The following is a 16,559-nucleotide window of genomic DNA, read 5'->3' on the forward strand; positions in this document are numbered from 1 at the left end:
CAAGTTCCATGCAACTTTGTAAACCCCTTTTCTCAAAAAATTCGAAAATTCCTGCTCCAATATCTCCTAAATCCCTCATATCAAGCTTTTTAACCAATCTCCCAGCTTTAGGTAATCCCAAAATCGTAGATGGAAGGTTTAACGGCCAGAACCGAGCTTACGAGGGGTGCCCTTTTGAGGATGGACATTGGTGAGCTTCCACGTTTCCTCGCCGTGAAATTACTCGGACGAATAAATAGTACCCATAGTGAGGACTGCTTGGGAGAAATTGGGATGCCATAGTTAGTCCAGTTGCCAAGCAGCGCATTCAATACAAGCCCAACGGATGCTGTTAATTCTGCTGACAACGGACTCACTCAATATCACCTAAGAGGACATAACCATGGCTGATACAACCATCTCCCCCGCTCTAGCAGCAGCAAGAGCGCAGCGCGACCAGGTTACGGCAACAGAAACCTATTCCCGTAACATCTTGGGACCTGTGTTCTTCACGCTGTCTGACCTAAAAGTCAATGGAACTACTGGAGAGCCTATGCTTCCTGACTTCGTGGCTCCTGCCCAGTCTCCTTACATCGTGGCAGAGGACGAAGGGATTGTTGCAAGCGCAAAAATTACCTTCAACAAGTCACCCTTGTCTGCTCTGCTGATGTGCCTGGAAACCAAGATTACGATGAACTTTCACTTTGAAGGTCAGGGCAACATTGCTGACGAAGTGGATCAGCCAATCACCATCTATACCAAGAAGGATGAGTACGAATACACCCTGGCACTTCCTGGTACTGCTCAGAAGTGGGAGATGGATCCCGGTCTGTATGTGGTTTCTGCCACTGCGGAGGTTGGCCCTGCCCAGCACAAGTGCAGCCAGTTCGTCCTGGGATATGGATACATCGCTGATGTGCTTCTGCAGGTCTATCAGTCTGTGTAATAACTGAGCCAAGTGACGGCTTGAGGGCTGTCTTCAGGCCGTCACTTAAATCAATTCTTCCCGTTGCTAAATAGAGCTATGAAATGGAGTGTGGAACTGTAGTTCCACACTCCATTTCATAGCTCTATTTAGCAACACTCAATTCTTAAGCTGCACTCAAGCGATCGCCATTATTTCTGCTAAGTCCTGTTTCACAGCCGCTCCAGTTCCTTACTGGAAAAGCCATTGACTGGGCAAATAAAGAGATCTTTGCCAAAAGACTGTGCTTTTTGACGCAATGCAATTGCATCCTTAAGCGGGTACACCAGGATTGGAACCCATTTGTCCTTATAACAACAGACAACGACCTGATGAGACTTATCCCCCTCCGATGGAAGTGGGTTATGCCATGAAGAAATCACTGCAATCTCGCTTTTCGGTAAAACCGTGAATGGATTGAATTGCGACCCTCTACTAGTCGCCAGGTATAAAGTGCAACCTATTAAAATACAAATTTATTGCTCCTCGTTCCAGAAAAGGGTTATGTTCCAGACCTATGAATAAGGATCGTGTATTGAATAACCTGTAATTCTTTTTGTGAGAGGGGCGGCTTTGCCGCCCCTCTCACAAAAAGAATTACAGGTTGTTTTATTTGTGATCCTAAGCATGGAAAAAGGGCACATAGGATTCCTACTCCACCCACACCACCTGTCTAGAAAACAGCCGAGAAATTTTCTTGATAAACACGTATAAAACAATCTGTAATTGTTGCTGTAGGAATGGCGGATTTGCCACCACTTCCACAACAACAATTACAGGTGATTGAATACATGATCTTTAGCGCCCCTAGTAACATCGCGCTGCTTGCTGCACGGCTAGTAATCCTGCTGAAGGATTGTTGCTAGTAGGTGGGGAAACTAAAGCCATTCAGTGACACATTTGCACCTCTGCCCACCGTGCCAAGAAGGCGTTAGCGGTGGGCTTCTTTATGTGGGATGGTTGCCCATGCACTAGGTCGAATACGGTTCTAGAGCAGCGATCGCCCCTCTAGAACACAAGGACGTACGTAGCACACTTACCTTGCAACTCGAAGCAAGATGCAAAGCTACTCCAAACCTTAATTCTGACTGCTTGGTACTAAGCCGCGGAAATCAACCTCTGTTTGAAGGTGGGGGTGCTCGGCACCCTCACCTTCAAACAGAGGAAACCCTAAACCTCGAATACCAGGCTTTCCAGAGTTTTAATCTCCTCATTCTGGGAGTAATCAGCCTCTACATATCTAATGTTAATCGCTGAAAGCCAATACCACAGCCCCCTTGTATCCAGAACGCCCAATCTTCAGGGTTATTGAAGTCTGAGGCTTGCACACGTTCTTCTGCTCCATCACTCCACTCAAATGTCATGTGATCCGAACCAGCAGAATTAGGTGCGTAGTAGGTGCCGACTAATGAATCTCTGCTGGGATTTCCGCTAACAGAACGAATAATCTCCATGGAGAATGAGTCTGTTTCTCCTCTCGTGCTCACGTAGCACTCAAACGTTTCCCTCTGAGTGCCTGTATCAATAGTGCAGTCCCCAAATTCATACACTGGACCCCAAGCGTTGGCTGGGGCAGGGAAAAGGGCAAGAGTTGTCACGGCTCCACAGAGCACTGCAAGTCCAATTTCGCGGATGTTTCTCATGGTTCTGTCTAGGGAGGAGTACTGGAGATCCGTTGGTTCTGCCAGATGACATGGGTCTTCCTAGAATTCCCCGACGCTCTAATTCATCCCCAGAGGTTGTCTATTTCCCTACTGATTTCCCTCATCCATCACCCAATTTCCAATATCTCTGCTGTGTTTTGATTTGATGAGAGAGGAGGATAAGAGCGAGAAGTTGCAAGCTCTATGTGCTGCCGTTGCTGTAGCCTTCCGCTATATATAAGGCTGCGTTTGTGCGTTTGTTCCCTTTAAAGCAGGTTCAAACCCATTGGAAATTCCCCTAGAGACCCGGGCAATTAAGACGCTCGTTTAACATTGAGAGCCCACTCAGGAGAATAAAGCATCGAAGGACTGGAGACCGTCGCGACAGGAGGGTTAACGCTACTTGCAGAAAGATGGCGTAAGTCAAGCCAAAGTTGATAAAACCTTTGCTGTGGAGAAACTGTGATTACTACTTCTACGCCTTCGTTCATAAACGATGAGGCGATCGCTCCTACACGGCTCAGTTCCAGATAGAGTTCCAGTACAACTAAAGCGTGTTCTAAAGGCAAGCCATACCCCATTCGCAAGCTTGAAACATAAACCATCTTCTACAAGCTTCGGCCAAAGGCATAGCCTGCCCCGAATCCACCGAGACCAGCCAATCCTGTCAAAACGGCTTTTTCCGAGAGCTGTCTATCTTCTACACCTTCATGGACAAACGCAGCGGTAGCCAGGAAAAAGAGCGCCCCCACAACCAACCCTTTCACATGTTCAGTCATGGCGATCGCCTCCCCTGCCTATCGCTTCTCGGATCCCTGGCTAAAACCCTATAGAGAGCCTATGAAATATCTGTGAAATTGGCACAGCCTGGCCCAGGGTTTGATGGGCTGTTGTGATGCCCTCTTGGGAGGCGATCGCCCCCTTCCAGGCTTACTCGTGGTCACCCTTGAGACTTTTCAAAACGTACTGTTTTTCCAGATCCTCATGGATGGTGAACTAGTGAAAGCTCTCTATAACGGGCTACTGGTGCGATCGCCGTTAGCAGAGCCGATTGGCAGTAGCAGTTTTGTGCATATCCTATTGCCATCTATCACACTATTCCTGGAAAAGCTCACGATGTCAGACGCTCGCATTACAGCCTTAATGCAATCATTACCCGAAGTTATTCGAGAGAAGTTTGCACAGTTCACGATCAGTTCCAAGAATGACTTGACTGAAGATGATCTGTTAAGCATAAGCACTGCAACCTTTGAGGAGTATCTTGAATTGGGGCAGATCTGGTACTGGTTGAGTGAACTAGGGGAATATGGATTCTCTGGATTGGAACTATGTATCAATGGCAAACGCCGGTGTTACTTACAATCCGAAGGCTTGCCTCTGCTATGGCGTTTCGTGCGGCTACGGCCGATCTGAGCTGCTCAAGATGAGTGCAACATCTAGCATCTGCTGCGCAACTGCTTACAGTCTTTACCTCGCTCCCAACGTAAGCTTCTCAGGGTTAATTTGAAACTGCACACTCGTCTTCCGCTTTTCCGTCAACTCCTGTGCCCCCAAGATGTAACCCTCCTGCTGCAACTCTTCAACGGTACGCCAGAAGATTTGGTTGTTGCGAGACTTGTTGCTCCCCAGCAAATCCAGGTTCTTAAATAGATATTGCTTCGAAACTACCAGGTACTGCCGATCCTGTGGCGAGTCCCACTTTAAGCGACTGGCCAGGTAGACCAGTAACTTCGTCTTATAGTCGTTTTTGGCATTGCTGCCGTGTTTTTGCGTGATGTCAATGTCGCTGGCAAATAGGACATAATCCCCGGTGCGCCCTGTCCCCTCAAAGAACTCCAGGGAGATAGTGTAGGAGTCTGCCAGTTCATAGGTATAGTCCGCCGCCTTCCCCAGATCAAAGTCCCGGGAGAGGTTGTCCATCTTATAGCTCCTGATCCGGAGGATGCTTTTGATCAGAACCTCTGCCCCAATCTTGTTCCCATCCCGCAATGACTTTGCCATCATCAACTCAACGCGGTGTAGAGCCACCAGATCCTGGTTGAGCTGGGACCTGACTCTGGCATGAAAGCTGCCACCCCTGGTTTTGGAGTACCCCAGGCTTTCTAACAAATCATTAGAACGGAAGGTTACTACAGGGCCGTCATCCTGCTCCGCTGCCAGCTTGTAGAGGTACAGCACGATCGCCACCTGACGTGGATTGAGAAACGTCATGAGGGCCACGAACAGCCGCTGGATTTTTCGGTCTTGGATCTTCTCCAGCCCTTTGCCAACGCCCTGAGCCACCAGCGCATCGAAGTTCAGGCTGTCGTATTGGTGCTTGAGTTCCTCCCATTCTTCGGCAGTCAGGTCTTCGAGGGAAACCCGCCGGGTCACCGATACCTCACCAGAGCCATTGGAATCCGCCTCAACCCGCATTTCCAGATAGTATCCATCACGGTCGGAACGCAAAACCGGAAGCTGTACATCAGGATTTTTAGCGGAAGCGGAGGCTCTAGGAAGAACCATGAGTAACTGACCATCAACCGGAAAGGATAGGTTCTTGTCACTCCGACTCATACATAAACCATAGGGTTAGGGGAAATTTTACTCAATGATTCAGGGTGTGTTGAGAGAGTATCGTGGGCCCACAAATTTTAGATAACCTTCATTGCCCTGGATCCAAGCTCCAGCCTTAATTTTTCTTAACACTCTGGACAGAGTTCTATCACTCCGGCGTACATTTTTGAGCCTTTTGTCTATCACTCCGGCGTATAGTTTCGTCTATCACTCCGGCGTATAACGGCCCACTTTTGTCTATCACTCCGGCGTATAGTTTCGTCTATCACTCCGGCGTATAGTTTTTGCAAGTCACTTTTTTAAAAGCTTTACAAATCAAGGGTTTCTAAAATTTCTCTATCACTCCGGCGTATAGTTTTGTCTATCACTCCGGCGTATAACGACCCACTTTTGTCTATCACTCCGGCGTATAGTTTCGTCTATCACTCCGGCGTATTTTTGCCCTGCAACACCGGCGGATCGCCTCACAATGACGATTTTTTAAATGCTCCATGAGGAGTGTTTAAGTGTTAAATAGATTAAAACTCCCTGTTGTGCGGAGACACAGACAGGGAGTTTAACAACTATAAATTGGCTTTGTAAGCCAAGGAGGATGTCTGAACACTTAAGGAATTTATGCTGCCCAAGCGCTCAGATGCTCTACGAAACTGGGTTCAACTTAAAACCCAAAACCCCAGTTTCCCAACCAACAAGTTTCCAGGAAAAGTATGTAACTACCTTTCACGGAGCTTTGTAGAGCATCATAGCAATGCCTGGCACAATCTTGCACAACTTTGTGTAGGAAAAGTTTTGTTTGCCGAGTTTTTGTAACAGAACTTACCGACCTGTTGGGTACAGAGATCGCCAGGATTTGGACAGCACAAGGTAAAAAATCCCGTCTGAGCAAACGCTACAGCTTTGGAACCCTTATGCTTCCCTCACAGAAACCAGCTCCTTTCCAGTATGTTCGGGAAGGCCAAAACCCCTTCCTCGCCCTTTTTCCCCACCGCCTTGATTACATCTGGGCACCCCAACCCCAACCGGGGCACGCCGTCGAGTGGCAAACTGAAAGCCGCCATCCCCTGAGCGATCGCCTGATCGAACAGGGCTCGTTCCTCTACGGTGTCCGATTTGGCAAAGAAACCAGCTATGCCCTGCTAGACATCGACACCGGCAGCCCGTACCACCCAAAGCGTGATCCCTTCGCAATCCGCCGCATTCTAGAGGTCCTGGAACCTTTAGGAATCACTCATAGCCTGAAACTCTTCAGTTCCTACAGCGGGGGTATTCATATCTACTTGCCTTTGGCTCGGGCGCAGAAATCTGGCTCCCTGGCGTTGGCGATCGCCGCGCTGGTCGAACATGCCGGATTCAAGATTGCAGCGGGGCAACTCGAAATCTTCCCCGACCCAAAACCCTACATCCCTAAGGGCAAACCTCAGCTCTATGCAGCCCACCGTCTACCCCTACAAATAGGCTCGTATCTGCTCACAGAAGGATGGGAACCCATCTACAGCCCCCAAGGGGAATTCGTGCGACAGTGGCAGTTCTGCGCCCAGCAGAACGAGGTCACAGAGACGAACATCAAGCGGGTCTTGAAAATCTATCGGCGGCGGCAATACAGAGTTTCTACCAACGCAGCTAAGTTCCTCAACGACCTCCACGCCGAGATCGAGCAAGGTTGGACAGGCCATGGCCAAACCAACCATCTGTTGGGACGTATTGCCATGCGTGAATACATCTTCGGCCACATCCTGGCAGGAGGAGCGCCGCTAGAAGGCAGCGACCTGGTGCAGCAAATTGTCAAGGTTGCAACCGCTCTGCCGGGCTATCAGGATTGGTGCCGACACCAGCACGAGATCCACAAACGGGCCGAGGAATGGGCCCGGTGTGTCGAAACTAGCCGATACTTCCACTACGGCCTGAAGAGCAGCACGGTTAGCACTCTACAGCCGACCTCCGAACCCCAGGAGAAGAAACTATCGTGGAACGAGCAGCAGGCCCAGACAGCTCGGGAGAAGATTCGGCAGGCGATCGCCCAACTGCTCGCCAGTAAAACCCTTCCGGTTGGTACGACTGAGCGATTTAAAGCTCTCGTTCAACACAAGATCAGCGGCAGCACCCTCTATCGCCATCGCGACCTGTGGCACCCCGCCCATCTACAAGAGGCGGTAACGGAAGCTGTGGAAAACCCCCCCCTTCCCCCCCAGTTAGATAGCGGATGGGCGCAATCTTTAGAGGATTACGCCCGGACCGCGAGAAACTTATTGCAAACTGATGGCTGTAATACCCTGCAGGAGAAGGATTTCGGCGATCGCCCACCAGACGAGCTAGCCCCTGGGTGTAATACCAGCGACCCGCCAATGACCATCATCGAGATGGTGCAGGAAACAGCAACGCAAGAGGCCATCGAGAACCATAAACGTATCCGCCTGGAGGGGCAACAACAGCAACACCGGGATCGAATGCGACGGTATTTGGAGTCGGGTGACCCGATTTTGATAGCAGAGGCGCTCGCCTGGATCCAAATTAATGGGATTCCGTAATAGGGATTCAGTCGTTTCCTGCTCTAATCACAACGTTCAATCGCTCCCTCAACCCAGGGAGTAAATCCGAGTGACTGGGATCTCGTGGTCGTAGAAGCGCAACGCGTCAGAATATGGCGGAATGATCGTCCCTCAAGAAAAGGGATGACTTCTGAGCATTGCGGAGCAAAAGAATAGAGATTCTACAATGCAGGAGCTACCCGGCGTTGCCGAAGCGCTGCATCATCGATTTGGCACGTTTGAGGTTGGCGATCTGCTGGCGGTGGTCGTTCTTAGTCTTGGATTCTTCTATAACCGACTGCATGGCCTCAGGATGTGCTTCGCAGTATTCAAACATGGCCTCAATCAGCACTTCGCGGCATAGCCCTTCGCTACGAGCTACGGCTTGCAGGCGATCGCTCACCCCTTGTTCCAGGCGCAACGTACTCTGCTTCGTCTGTAGCCCTACCCCAGGTTCTAGCTTGCTTGAGGTTGGGGTTTGAGGTTTTACCGATGTCGAGGTATTTATTTGAGGCGGATGAGGAGCATTGGTGATGAGAGATGCATCGCGGGGAGGGACAGTGGGGCGTTGGCGTTTCTTCAGGCGTTCAAGGGCGTCGCTCATGGCTGTAGTTTCTCCACGATTTGTTCAAAGGGGTATTGCAGGTCTTTCTGGCCCAGGTCAGCCAGAGATTTGCCCTGACGAACGGCGCTCTTGAATTTCTCAGATTCCCGGATGGAGGCCAGGATGGGGATGTCTCCGGCAAACTCCCGCATTGCTTCGATGTTTTGCCGTCCTTCCAGCGTTTGGGTGTTGCCCACCCAGCGATCGCGGAAGGGGACGATGCCCAAAATTTGCCCTGTGAAAGCCATCAGGCTACTTTGCTCATTGAGGAAGTCGATGGTGTCGATCAGGCTGTTCATGCCTTTAACGTTAGCCTCGACAGGAATGACCACGTACTCAGATGCCCCTACTGCCGTCAGGCAGAGCTGAGAGCGAGATGGTTGCACGTCGATGAGGACGTAGTCGAAAAGGTCGGCCACCGCTTTCAGCCGCAGCTTCAAGATGAAGGCCCCCGTGCCGCTGCTACTCAGGTAATCGGATACTTTGAAGAGGCCACGATCAGCCGGAATGAGAAAAAGATTTTCATAGCTCGTTTCGTAGATGCCGTCTTCGGTGGCGATTTGACCTGTCAGTACCTCAAACAGGCTGGGTTGGTTGGGCTGAACTTCGTGATTGAGGTAGAAAGTCAGATTGGCTTGAGGGTCGGAGTCGATGACTAATACTCGCTCACCCTGTTGAGCCAGCAAAAGGGCTGTGAAGAAGATCGTGGTGGTTTTGCCTTGCCCGCCTGATAAGGAAATGCAGGAACAGGTTCGCATAGTATCAAGATTCGACAGAGAGTGATGCCCAAGCCTATACTTCTGAACTCTTTAATTCAACAAGTCTAGATACCTAGATGTCTAGATTTATCGATTTGTCCAAAATTCGGTATTCCTTAAAGTCCTCAGAGCATATCCTTTCAAGTATTGGGTTGCCCGAATTCTTCATCACAATGTGCAGGTACCAGGAGACCTGGACATCTAAAGATTCCAGACAGATACCTGAATCCCTGGATATCTAAATCTCAGTAGATGCCTATATGAAAAAGGCTTTAGCATTCCACTCAGTAAAATAGTGTAAGAATGGTGTGATAGAGATAAGTATTATTATCTCTATCTAAAACCTGGGCAAAACTCTACTCAATTATGGGTGCTTCGTTTACTGCTGCGGGTTCTGGCATTTGTTATCAATGCAGAAAAGCCGTCCAGAAGGACGGCGATGGAGCAAGGAGTTAGAACGAGCTGGATAGCTACCTACCCGAGGAATTGGAAGACGTTGTTGTTATTCAGATAACCTGTAGGGTTGGCAAGGAACTGAGTAGAAACATCCTGTAGCACAGCTACGACGTCCTGCTGATCCTGATTAACACCAATCGATACCAGAGCTACGTCTGTGACGCTCGAGGTGTTAGCTTTGCCAAACTGTTGTCCCCAAAACACAGGAATGAGCCGATAGTGCGCGGCAAACCCATCCAGTTGAATTGTGTCCTTAGGGCTATCCATTGAGGCCTGGAAATCCGTAATTAGGGCAAACCCAGCAGAGTTCTGAGTATTTAAGAGGTCATCCCCCAAATATGCCTGGTTGCCGAATTCATCGGTCATCATAAACATATCGTTGCCCTTCCCGCCCGTCAGCACATCGTATTCCCGTTCATAGGCGTCGTAGTAGGAGCGCGAACCCCGAATCATATCGTCACCGCCACCACCGGAGATGACATCATCACCACTACCGCCCCACAAAATATCGTGCCCATCACTGCTTTTGTAGTTATGGTCATCTCCCAGGATGGTGTCGTCACCTGCCCCACCAAACACAAAATCATTACCTTTCTGCCCTTTTAATAAGTCATCTCCTGATCCACCGTCGATGACGTCGTGGCCTGCACCGCCCAGAATTTTGTCATTTTGATCGGTTCCATCGATGGTGTTGTTGCCAGAATTACCAGTAATGTTTGCCATGGTTGGGGGGTTCCTTTGTGAATTGAGAGAAGTTGATGATTGAATAGGAATAAACCGTCGAACAGCGTGCGAATCCGTAGGACAACTCAGCCAGGCTCAACTCCAGTTGCAGATGCAAGTCGGAGTCGCTGGAAATAGGGGCCTTGTGAGCCTATTGAGCGTCTTTGGAAGCCTTGTGATGAGAGGGTTTGCTGTGTTTTGTCTTAGCCCTTTCTCATCACTCTTTCACTGTAAGCGGAATCTCAAACGGCGGCGATGGCTAAAAATTAGGGAAAGTTAAGGAGATTTTTAAGGTTACTGTCTACATGAATGTATTCGTTGAGTAGCACTGTTTCTGAGAAGGTCTAAGCCAGATACATCAAAGCCATAGCCGGATTGGCGCTTGGCTTATAGCAGCCTCAGTTCAAGTGGCCATTTAAGTCTGGTTTATGACTGTCTAAATTTATGCTGTCTAATCAGTAAGACTGTCATTGCTTAGAGATATAAGGCTGCCACTGACTGTTAGCCCCAACCACATGGTCTGTTGTGGACGAATCAGTTGGCCTGTGATTGCACAACATTCTTCTCGTTGCGCGATCGCCCTAAATATGGCTCGAATATTATTTTTGGACAATCGCGAAGACTGCGGTGGGATAGGCGACTGTTCTAAGTTTTCCAGAGCATCATCTATAGGAGAAAGAAATTGCCAGGTTTGATCAGACGTTGACTGTATTCGATCAAACGATGCTGGGTGCTCCACAAATTGCCAGAGCACCTCTCGAATGAGAAATTGATACCCTCGCTCGCCCGATATCTCCCGCAGTCGTTCTTTGAGTTCAGGTTCTAAACGGATACTCGTAACTTGCATATCCGGAGTGGTACCTCGTTTGCGTGTATCCATGACTGAAGACCTAAATTTCTACGAAAGGGTGGACAACCTAATACTACAAGTGTAGTATGTAGACATTCAGATTTGTAACACAAATACTACAGCCTTCCATGATACGTACCCTTCCCGCCACCTTAGACAGCGCCATGCAGTGCCGACCCCATTGGGGTTTGGGTAATGCAGTGGTGCTGTTTACGCTTGAGGGTGCTTATCGGTTTGAGGGTAGCAAATCAGCTCGTAAGGACATTAACGTCGCAATTTCCGGAGGACTGAATCCGGATCAATGTAGCCAAAGCGGGAGGTGCAGGGTCAACCTGTCACCCATATAGGGAAAAGAGTATTAACCTTCCCAACCCCCGCTGCTGGTCACCAGAGGCGGGGGTTGTTTTTTGAGGAGTGGCCTTATGCAAGCGCAACAACTGCAGGCTCAACACCAGAGCAGGCAATTACCAGTACTTCAAAACCAGGTAGTAGTGTTTTCAAAGAACTACCTACCCTTGGCCCAGATCAACATCAAACGGGCCGTCGTCCTACTCGTTACAGGGCAGGCAGAATCGCTTGATTTCAGCAGCACCCAGCAGTGGGAGGTCCGCTCTCCAAGTCTCGTACTACAAGTTCCAGAGCACATCCGCCTGACGAGTGGCAATCCGGAGCGGCACTGGAAAGTCCCCCCTGTCAGTCGTCGAGAGGTTTTCCGTCGTGACAACCACACCTGTCAGTACTGCGGCAGCACCAAGCACCTGACGTTAGATCACGTCATTCCCCGCTCAAAGGGCGGGGCTCATACCTGGGATAACGTCGTGACCGCCTGCGAGAAATGCAATTCTCGCAAAGGCGATCGCCTCCTGCATGAAACCTCAATGGTTTTGCGAACAAAACCGAAAGCACCGATGCATCCAGCGATCGCCTTTGCCGATCAGTTCTGGAAGGAACAGCAGTCTAGCAACAACTGACAGCCCTAAAGGAGGGCAGAGGTAAGGCCAATGTTAAAGCTGAATTACACCGAAGTTGGACTGTATATGGAACGGGTGATGGCATCCCTGGAGATGCTTATTGCCCAACGGGTGATGCTAGCTATGCGGCTATCTGGAGCCCTTTGTGTCCAACCTGGACGGGCCTCCTTCCTACTGCCTGCCAACCTCCCTGAACTGGAGCAGTTAGAGATAGCCTTGCAAGGCGAAAGCAATGCCGTTGCCACTGTGACTCCCGTAGATGACGAGTTTGTGGAAATCAGCTTGACCGGAAGCTGGATTGCCGAAAGCAAGGAATCTCATGAGGGGATGTTCTTGGTGCTAATGGGCGATCGCACCGAATTCCTAATTTACAAGCTGTGGCAGATGAGCCAGGTGCATATTTCCTCCCTGGCGTAATGGGCAAAACCCAACGGGAGAGAGCAATAGAAGCCTTTTTCTAGGATTCCTCTCTCCCGTTTCAAAAAAGTTGTAGTACGGGCTTGACAGTTTGTAGTATGTTTGTAGTATAATTGTAGCATCAGCACTACAACCACTCACAAAGGCTCTGTAGTAACCCTTCCGAACCTTGAAAACTGAATCGCCACCTTTGGGGATGTAGCTTAGCCCGGCTCAAAGCAGTCGCCTGTCGAGCGAAAGACCGTGGGTTCAAATCCCATCATCCCCGCCTTATCTCCTCTTTGTTAGATGATTTGCATCCAACAGAAAGGATGTTTGTAGCATCGTGGACGAGTAGATAAGTCGCCGTGCCTCTCAAGCATGGAGAAGCGGGTGCAATCCCCGTCGATGCTTCCAATGAGGATGTAGCTCAGATGGACAGAGCGCTTGCTTCCGAGGCAAGTGGTCACAGGTTCAACTCCTGTCATCCTCGTTGCTGTGCCCTAATGCAAGAAGCCTACATACAGTAGAACGATCGATTGAAACCGATAGTTGCTGGTGCAATTCCAGTCCTCGCCACCAACCCTGGCGAGGTAGTTCAACAAAAACAGCTTCTTCAACTTGCACAGTAAGTTAATCTCCAGGTCGCCAAGTGGGAAGGCGTTGGTCTGCAAAACCAATGAGCGAGAGTTCGATTCTCTCCCTGGAGTCCAAGCACTGCAGTGTCACCTAACGGTAAGGTACTCGGCTCATAACCGAGGATATGTGGGTTCGACTCCCACCGCTGCAACCTATGCACAGATGGTGTAACGGCAACATCACGGTCTCCAAAACCGTTGTTCGAGGTTCAAATCCTCGTCTGTGCGTTGTCGTGCCCTAATCGAAAAAGCTTACATACTCGCCTAATGGTAAGGCAACTGTCTCAAAAACAGTCAACTACAGGTTCGACTCCTGTGTGTGAAACAACAGCTTTTTTAACTTGCACGGCATTCACTGTTACTGACTAAAAGAATGTCATTGAGCATCAACTTCAGCATTCCAGTTAGTAATATTCAATCTTCGTGGTGCAGAAGCGAAGTGGTCGAGCGGCACGTCTTTCAAGCGTGTAATTAACGGGTTCGAGTCCCGTCTGCACTGCCAAATCTTGCTCATTGTAGAGCAGCAATCAAGTATAGGTCGGCTCGCCTATCAGCGCGGGCAACTGTCTGTAAAACAGCCGCTTTGTGCCTTGCAGGTGCGACTCCTGCCCGACCTACCAATCATGGAGAGTAAATCGATCGGGCGATCGGCGCTGTTTGCTAAACAGATGGATGAACAATTGTGGTTCGAGTCCACTGCTCTCCGCCTGTCATTTATTGAATGAAGTCACAAAACTACTTCATTCAGATGAACAACTTTTGAGGACGTGGTGTAACTGGATGAACATCTCAGATTACGAACCTGAAGAGTGGGGGTTCAAGTCCCTCCGTCCTCGCCAATTGTGGAGGGCACCGCTGAATGGTCGGCAACTGGCCTTGAAAACCAGGGTAGTCCTTGGGCTAGGGGTTCGATTCCTCTGCTCTCCGCCTTCTTTTTGGGGTGGGCATTGCCTGCTCCATCAAGCTCCAAAAACAAAATGGGAAGTTGGTGAAGCTGGTGCTCACATGCCGCTGAAGACGGCGAGAAGGCAGTTCGATCCTGTCACTTCCCATTCGTTGGATAGCTACGCGACACTCAGCTATCCAGCAGCCTTTGCCCCATAGCTCAATGGCGGAGCGAGCGGCTGTTAACCGCAAGGTTGTAGGTTCAAATCCTACTGGGGCAGCCATTTAATGCCAGATCGACTAACGGCAGGTCGCAGTGCTCTGAACACTGAAATGCAGGTTCAACCCCTGCTCTGGCATCCAATGCCCTGTGGTGTAACTGGCAACATCCCGCTCTTTGAAAGCGAAGTTCTAGGTTCAAACCCTGGCGGGGCAGTTGGGAGGTAAGGAGGTTTCTGCATAAGAATTTACCCAGAATGTTGGTGCTTTGCCCGCTTCGCGGGCAAAGCACCAACATTCTGGGGGTAATTTCATTACTGGAAATCTCCTAAACAGTCGCCTGGGTTAAATCCCCTGTGGACTTCCCATTTCTCACTCCTGTAGCCCAATCGGAAGAGGCGGCTGTCTCAAAAACAGTCTCGTGTGGGTTCAACTCCCACCAGGAGTACCAATTGCGCTGCTGTAGCCCAACTGGAAGAGGTGCCGGCCTTAGAAACCGGAGGTTGTGGGTTCAAATCCCACCAGCAGTACCAACTATCGGGATGTAATTCAGCGGTCAGAAGCCTTGGTTTGGGGCCAAGGAGTCGTGGGTTCAAATCCTACCATCCCGACCATTTGCCCATACTTTTTTGGGACATGAGAATTGCACTTTCACGTCTCAAAATCAAAAACCATTGCCCTTGTGATGCAACTGGCAGACATGCCGTGGTCAGAACGCGGTTTTTGTGGGTTCAAATCCCACCAAGGGTACTGATGCTCCTGTGGCGAAACGGAAAACGCACTAGACCGAGGATCTAGTTTTTTGTGGGTTCGACTCCCATCAGGAGTACCAATCAAGCACCGAAGGCGGAAGTGATCGACGCACCCACCCGATAAGTGGGTAATTAGCAAGTTTGAGTCTTGCTCGGTGTACCAAAACTATCTGGGTGTGGTGCAGTGGGAGCACGCCAGTTCGGGGAACTGGAGGTCGTAGGTTCAATCCCTACCACTCAGACCACCTTGGGTCGTTGGCAGAGCGGATATGCAGCCGCCTTTTAAGCGGAACGATTCAGGTTCAACCCCTGAGCGACCCACCCTTGGGCTGTTAGCTCAGTTGGTAGAGCAGCCGCCTCTTAAGCGGAAGTGCGTAGGTTCAAAGCCTACACAGCCCACCAAAGATGCCCCTGTGACGCAATTGGCAGACGTGTCTGGCTTAAACCCAGAATCTTTGCGAGTTCGAATCTCGCTGGGGGCATAGCGGGGATAGAGCAAGAGCGGCTCGGCAGTCTCATAAGCTGCAATCGGTGAGTGCAACTCTCACCCCCGCGACCAAATGCAGGTGTGATGTAAAGAAACATAAGGCTCTCGTACAGCCTTCATGCAGGTTCAAATCCTGCCGCCTGCTCCAAATGCAGATGTGGTGTAGTCGGTCAGCATCAGGATTTGGTATGTCCTGGACGCGAGTTCAAGCCTCGCCATCTGCTTGTGCTGGTGTAGCTCAGCCGGTAGAGCAATCGCCTTGTATGCGATCCGGTACGGATCAGCTTCGCTGCGCGCGCGCAGGTTCAATTCCTGTCACCAGCCTCAGAATGCGATTGTGGTGCAGTGGCAAGCACCCCTGGCTTCCAACCAGGAGACACGAGTTCGAGTCTCGTCAATCGCTCCAACGCGAGTGTGGTGTAAGGGCTAACACCGGAGTATGCCAATCTCCAGATGCGAGTTCGAGTCTCGCCATTCGCTCTCGTGGTCCTGTAGCTCAACGGTGGAGCAACTGTCCTACAAACAGAGGGTTGCAGGTTCAAATCCTGCCAGGACTACCAATCAGTGGGAGTGTCGCCTAATGGATGAGGGCATCAATCTTCTAAATCGACTTGTGTAGGTTCGATTCCTACCACTCCTGCCAAACATGGGTTCGTAGCTCTAACTGGGAGAGCTCCTGTCTTGCACACAGGAGGCTGTGGGTTCAAATCCCACCGGATCCACTATGGTGCCTAAAGTCAAAGTGGTCGAGACACCAGCCCGTGAAGCTGGACATTAACGGGTTCAAGCCCCGTTAGGCACCCTCCTATAAAACCGAGACCACGAGTGAGACCAAATCACAACGCTCAGGTTCTATAGAAAAGCAGCACAATTATCATCATTTACAGCGCTTAAAAAGCGCTGTAAACCTGGTTGTTTTTGTGAGAGACGTGCAGAGCACGTCTCTCACAAAAACAACCGTGGCTGATTCAAGCGCAAAGCGCTACAGGAATGGATGGTTGCCGAGCCATACCATTGCACAAGCAATACTCAACCAAAAGCCTTCCTCAGATTGAGGAAGGTTTTTGGTTGAGTATTACCCTGGCACTGAGCTATTTTCCCGTGGGGCAACCCCCAAAGTATCTTCGCCGCTGGTCTGTTTCACACCTCAGTT

Annotated in this window: 13 protein-coding genes and 32 tRNA genes; 37 read left to right on the top strand and 8 right to left on the bottom strand. The window is 50.1% G+C overall.

Annotation, left to right across the window (positions count from 1 at the left end; all coding sequences use genetic code 11):
- Positions 1-382: 382 nt before the first annotated feature.
- The gene (locus tag NDI52_RS32525; protein WP_190775257.1) at positions 383-925 is read left to right on the top strand and encodes a hypothetical protein; all 543 of its coding nucleotides are present in this window, start codon (positions 383-385) and stop codon (positions 923-925) included.
- Between the two features lie 1,250 nt (positions 926-2,175).
- Here NDI52_RS32525 and NDI52_RS32530 read toward each other — a convergent pair.
- The 3 genes from NDI52_RS32530 to NDI52_RS32540 all read right to left on the bottom strand — a co-directional run bounded on the left by NDI52_RS32530 (position 2,176) and on the right by NDI52_RS32540 (position 3,365).
- The gene (locus tag NDI52_RS32530; protein ID WP_190789295.1) at positions 2,176-2,586 is read right to left on the bottom strand and encodes a hypothetical protein; all 411 of its coding nucleotides are present in this window, start codon (positions 2,584-2,586) and stop codon (positions 2,176-2,178) included.
- 314 nt (positions 2,587-2,900) lie between these two features.
- Positions 2,901-3,155 (bottom strand): hypothetical protein, encoded by a 255-nt coding sequence (locus NDI52_RS32535; protein WP_348257011.1) that lies wholly within the window; start codon positions 3,153-3,155, stop codon positions 2,901-2,903.
- A gap of 39 nt (positions 3,156-3,194) precedes the next feature.
- On the bottom strand, positions 3,195-3,365 hold the full coding sequence (locus NDI52_RS32540) for a hypothetical protein (RefSeq protein ID WP_190775260.1): 171 nt from the start codon (positions 3,363-3,365) through the stop codon (positions 3,195-3,197).
- Positions 3,366-3,468: 103 nt separating this feature from the next.
- On the opposite strand from NDI52_RS32540, the gene NDI52_RS32545 reads away from it, so the two are divergent.
- Positions 3,469-3,999 (top strand): hypothetical protein, encoded by a 531-nt coding sequence (locus tag NDI52_RS32545; protein WP_190775261.1) that lies wholly within the window; start codon positions 3,469-3,471, stop codon positions 3,997-3,999.
- Between the two features lie 54 nt (positions 4,000-4,053).
- On the opposite strand, the gene NDI52_RS32550 is transcribed toward NDI52_RS32545, so the two are convergent.
- Complete coding sequence (locus NDI52_RS32550) at positions 4,054-5,142, bottom strand: hypothetical protein (RefSeq protein WP_190775262.1); 1,089 nt, start codon at positions 5,140-5,142, stop codon at positions 4,054-4,056.
- A 908-nt stretch (positions 5,143-6,050) separates the two neighbouring features.
- On the opposite strand from NDI52_RS32550, the gene NDI52_RS32555 reads away from it, so the two are divergent.
- A complete protein-coding gene (locus tag NDI52_RS32555; protein ID WP_190775263.1) occupies positions 6,051-7,667 on the top strand; it encodes a hypothetical protein in 1,617 nt (538 codons plus the stop codon).
- Positions 7,668-7,863: 196 nt separating this feature from the next.
- On the opposite strand, the gene NDI52_RS32560 is transcribed toward NDI52_RS32555, so the two are convergent.
- The 4 genes from NDI52_RS32560 to NDI52_RS32575 all read right to left on the bottom strand — a co-directional run bounded on the left by NDI52_RS32560 (position 7,864) and on the right by NDI52_RS32575 (position 11,088).
- Positions 7,864-8,271 (bottom strand): hypothetical protein, encoded by a 408-nt coding sequence (locus NDI52_RS32560; protein ID WP_190775264.1) that lies wholly within the window; start codon positions 8,269-8,271, stop codon positions 7,864-7,866.
- Positions 8,268-9,029, bottom strand: coding sequence for a ParA family protein (locus NDI52_RS32565; RefSeq protein WP_190775265.1), 762 nt, complete (start codon positions 9,027-9,029; stop codon positions 8,268-8,270). The genes NDI52_RS32560 and NDI52_RS32565 overlap by 4 nt, the downstream gene beginning before the upstream one ends.
- Before the next feature lie 474 nt (positions 9,030-9,503).
- Positions 9,504-10,208, bottom strand: coding sequence for a hypothetical protein (locus tag NDI52_RS32570; RefSeq protein WP_190775266.1), 705 nt, complete (start codon positions 10,206-10,208; stop codon positions 9,504-9,506).
- A 451-nt stretch (positions 10,209-10,659) separates the two neighbouring features.
- Positions 10,660-11,088, bottom strand: coding sequence for a hypothetical protein (locus tag NDI52_RS32575; protein ID WP_190775267.1), 429 nt, complete (start codon positions 11,086-11,088; stop codon positions 10,660-10,662).
- Between the two features lie 407 nt (positions 11,089-11,495).
- Between NDI52_RS32575 and NDI52_RS32580 the strand changes: the two genes are divergently transcribed.
- From NDI52_RS32580 to NDI52_RS32745, 34 genes are all read left to right on the top strand, one after another.
- Positions 11,496-12,029, top strand: coding sequence for an HNH endonuclease (locus NDI52_RS32580; protein WP_190775269.1), 534 nt, complete (start codon positions 11,496-11,498; stop codon positions 12,027-12,029).
- A gap of 30 nt (positions 12,030-12,059) precedes the next feature.
- Positions 12,060-12,446, top strand: a complete 387-nt coding sequence (locus NDI52_RS32585) for an alr0857 family protein (RefSeq protein ID WP_190775268.1) — start codon at positions 12,060-12,062, stop codon at positions 12,444-12,446.
- 192 nt (positions 12,447-12,638) lie between these two features.
- Positions 12,639-12,714, top strand: a tRNA-Asp gene (locus NDI52_RS32590).
- A 51-nt stretch (positions 12,715-12,765) separates the two neighbouring features.
- Positions 12,766-12,842 (top strand) — tRNA-Glu (locus NDI52_RS32595).
- A gap of 2 nt (positions 12,843-12,844) precedes the next feature.
- Positions 12,845-12,918, top strand: a tRNA-Arg gene (locus tag NDI52_RS32600).
- 145 nt (positions 12,919-13,063) lie between these two features.
- Positions 13,064-13,138 (top strand) — tRNA-Cys (locus NDI52_RS32605).
- A gap of 5 nt (positions 13,139-13,143) precedes the next feature.
- Positions 13,144-13,215 (top strand) — tRNA-Met (locus NDI52_RS32610).
- A gap of 5 nt (positions 13,216-13,220) precedes the next feature.
- Positions 13,221-13,291, top strand: a tRNA-Trp gene (locus tag NDI52_RS32615).
- Positions 13,292-13,315: 24 nt separating this feature from the next.
- Positions 13,316-13,388 (top strand) — tRNA-Leu (locus NDI52_RS32620).
- 100 nt (positions 13,389-13,488) lie between these two features.
- A tRNA-Glu gene (locus tag NDI52_RS32625) sits at positions 13,489-13,565 on the top strand.
- A gap of 33 nt (positions 13,566-13,598) precedes the next feature.
- Positions 13,599-13,683 (top strand) — tRNA-Tyr (locus NDI52_RS32630).
- A gap of 141 nt (positions 13,684-13,824) precedes the next feature.
- Positions 13,825-13,902 (top strand) — tRNA-Arg (locus NDI52_RS32635).
- A 255-nt stretch (positions 13,903-14,157) separates the two neighbouring features.
- Positions 14,158-14,232 (top strand) — tRNA-Asn (locus NDI52_RS32640).
- Between the two features lie 5 nt (positions 14,233-14,237).
- Positions 14,238-14,311 (top strand) — tRNA-Gln (locus NDI52_RS32645).
- Between the two features lies 1 nt (position 14,312).
- Positions 14,313-14,384: transfer RNA gene (locus tag NDI52_RS32650), tRNA-Gln, on the top strand.
- 157 nt (positions 14,385-14,541) lie between these two features.
- A tRNA-Leu gene (locus tag NDI52_RS32655) sits at positions 14,542-14,618 on the top strand.
- A 5-nt stretch (positions 14,619-14,623) separates the two neighbouring features.
- Positions 14,624-14,700, top strand: a tRNA-Leu gene (locus NDI52_RS32660).
- Between the two features lie 5 nt (positions 14,701-14,705).
- Positions 14,706-14,781: transfer RNA gene (locus NDI52_RS32665), tRNA-Pro, on the top strand.
- Positions 14,782-14,843: 62 nt separating this feature from the next.
- Positions 14,844-14,917: transfer RNA gene (locus NDI52_RS32670), tRNA-Leu, on the top strand.
- Positions 14,918-14,922: 5 nt separating this feature from the next.
- Positions 14,923-14,999: transfer RNA gene (locus tag NDI52_RS32675), tRNA-Leu, on the top strand.
- A gap of 90 nt (positions 15,000-15,089) precedes the next feature.
- Positions 15,090-15,164, top strand: a tRNA-Pro gene (locus NDI52_RS32680).
- Positions 15,165-15,168: 4 nt separating this feature from the next.
- Positions 15,169-15,240 (top strand) — tRNA-Lys (locus NDI52_RS32685).
- 5 nt (positions 15,241-15,245) lie between these two features.
- Positions 15,246-15,321, top strand: a tRNA-Lys gene (locus tag NDI52_RS32690).
- A gap of 5 nt (positions 15,322-15,326) precedes the next feature.
- Positions 15,327-15,401 (top strand) — tRNA-Leu (locus NDI52_RS32695).
- Between the two features lie 2 nt (positions 15,402-15,403).
- Positions 15,404-15,474: transfer RNA gene (locus NDI52_RS32700), tRNA-Met, on the top strand.
- Positions 15,475-15,481: 7 nt separating this feature from the next.
- Positions 15,482-15,554, top strand: a tRNA-Thr gene (locus tag NDI52_RS32705).
- A gap of 3 nt (positions 15,555-15,557) precedes the next feature.
- Positions 15,558-15,630, top strand: a tRNA-Thr gene (locus NDI52_RS32710).
- 3 nt (positions 15,631-15,633) lie between these two features.
- A tRNA-Thr gene (locus tag NDI52_RS32715) sits at positions 15,634-15,730 on the top strand.
- A gap of 7 nt (positions 15,731-15,737) precedes the next feature.
- Positions 15,738-15,812 (top strand) — tRNA-Gly (locus tag NDI52_RS32720).
- A 2-nt stretch (positions 15,813-15,814) separates the two neighbouring features.
- A tRNA-Gly gene (locus tag NDI52_RS32725) sits at positions 15,815-15,886 on the top strand.
- 5 nt (positions 15,887-15,891) lie between these two features.
- Positions 15,892-15,966 (top strand) — tRNA-Val (locus NDI52_RS32730).
- A 6-nt stretch (positions 15,967-15,972) separates the two neighbouring features.
- Positions 15,973-16,049 (top strand) — tRNA-Arg (locus tag NDI52_RS32735).
- A gap of 5 nt (positions 16,050-16,054) precedes the next feature.
- Positions 16,055-16,128 (top strand) — tRNA-Ala (locus tag NDI52_RS32740).
- Positions 16,129-16,133: 5 nt separating this feature from the next.
- A tRNA-His gene (locus tag NDI52_RS32745) sits at positions 16,134-16,208 on the top strand.
- Positions 16,209-16,559: the final 351 nt, after the last annotated feature.

Origin of the sequence: Leptolyngbya sp. PL-A3, from assembly GCF_039962325.1 — a bacterium.
Taxonomy (GTDB): domain Bacteria; phylum Cyanobacteriota; class Cyanobacteriia; order Elainellales; family Elainellaceae; genus Vacuolonema.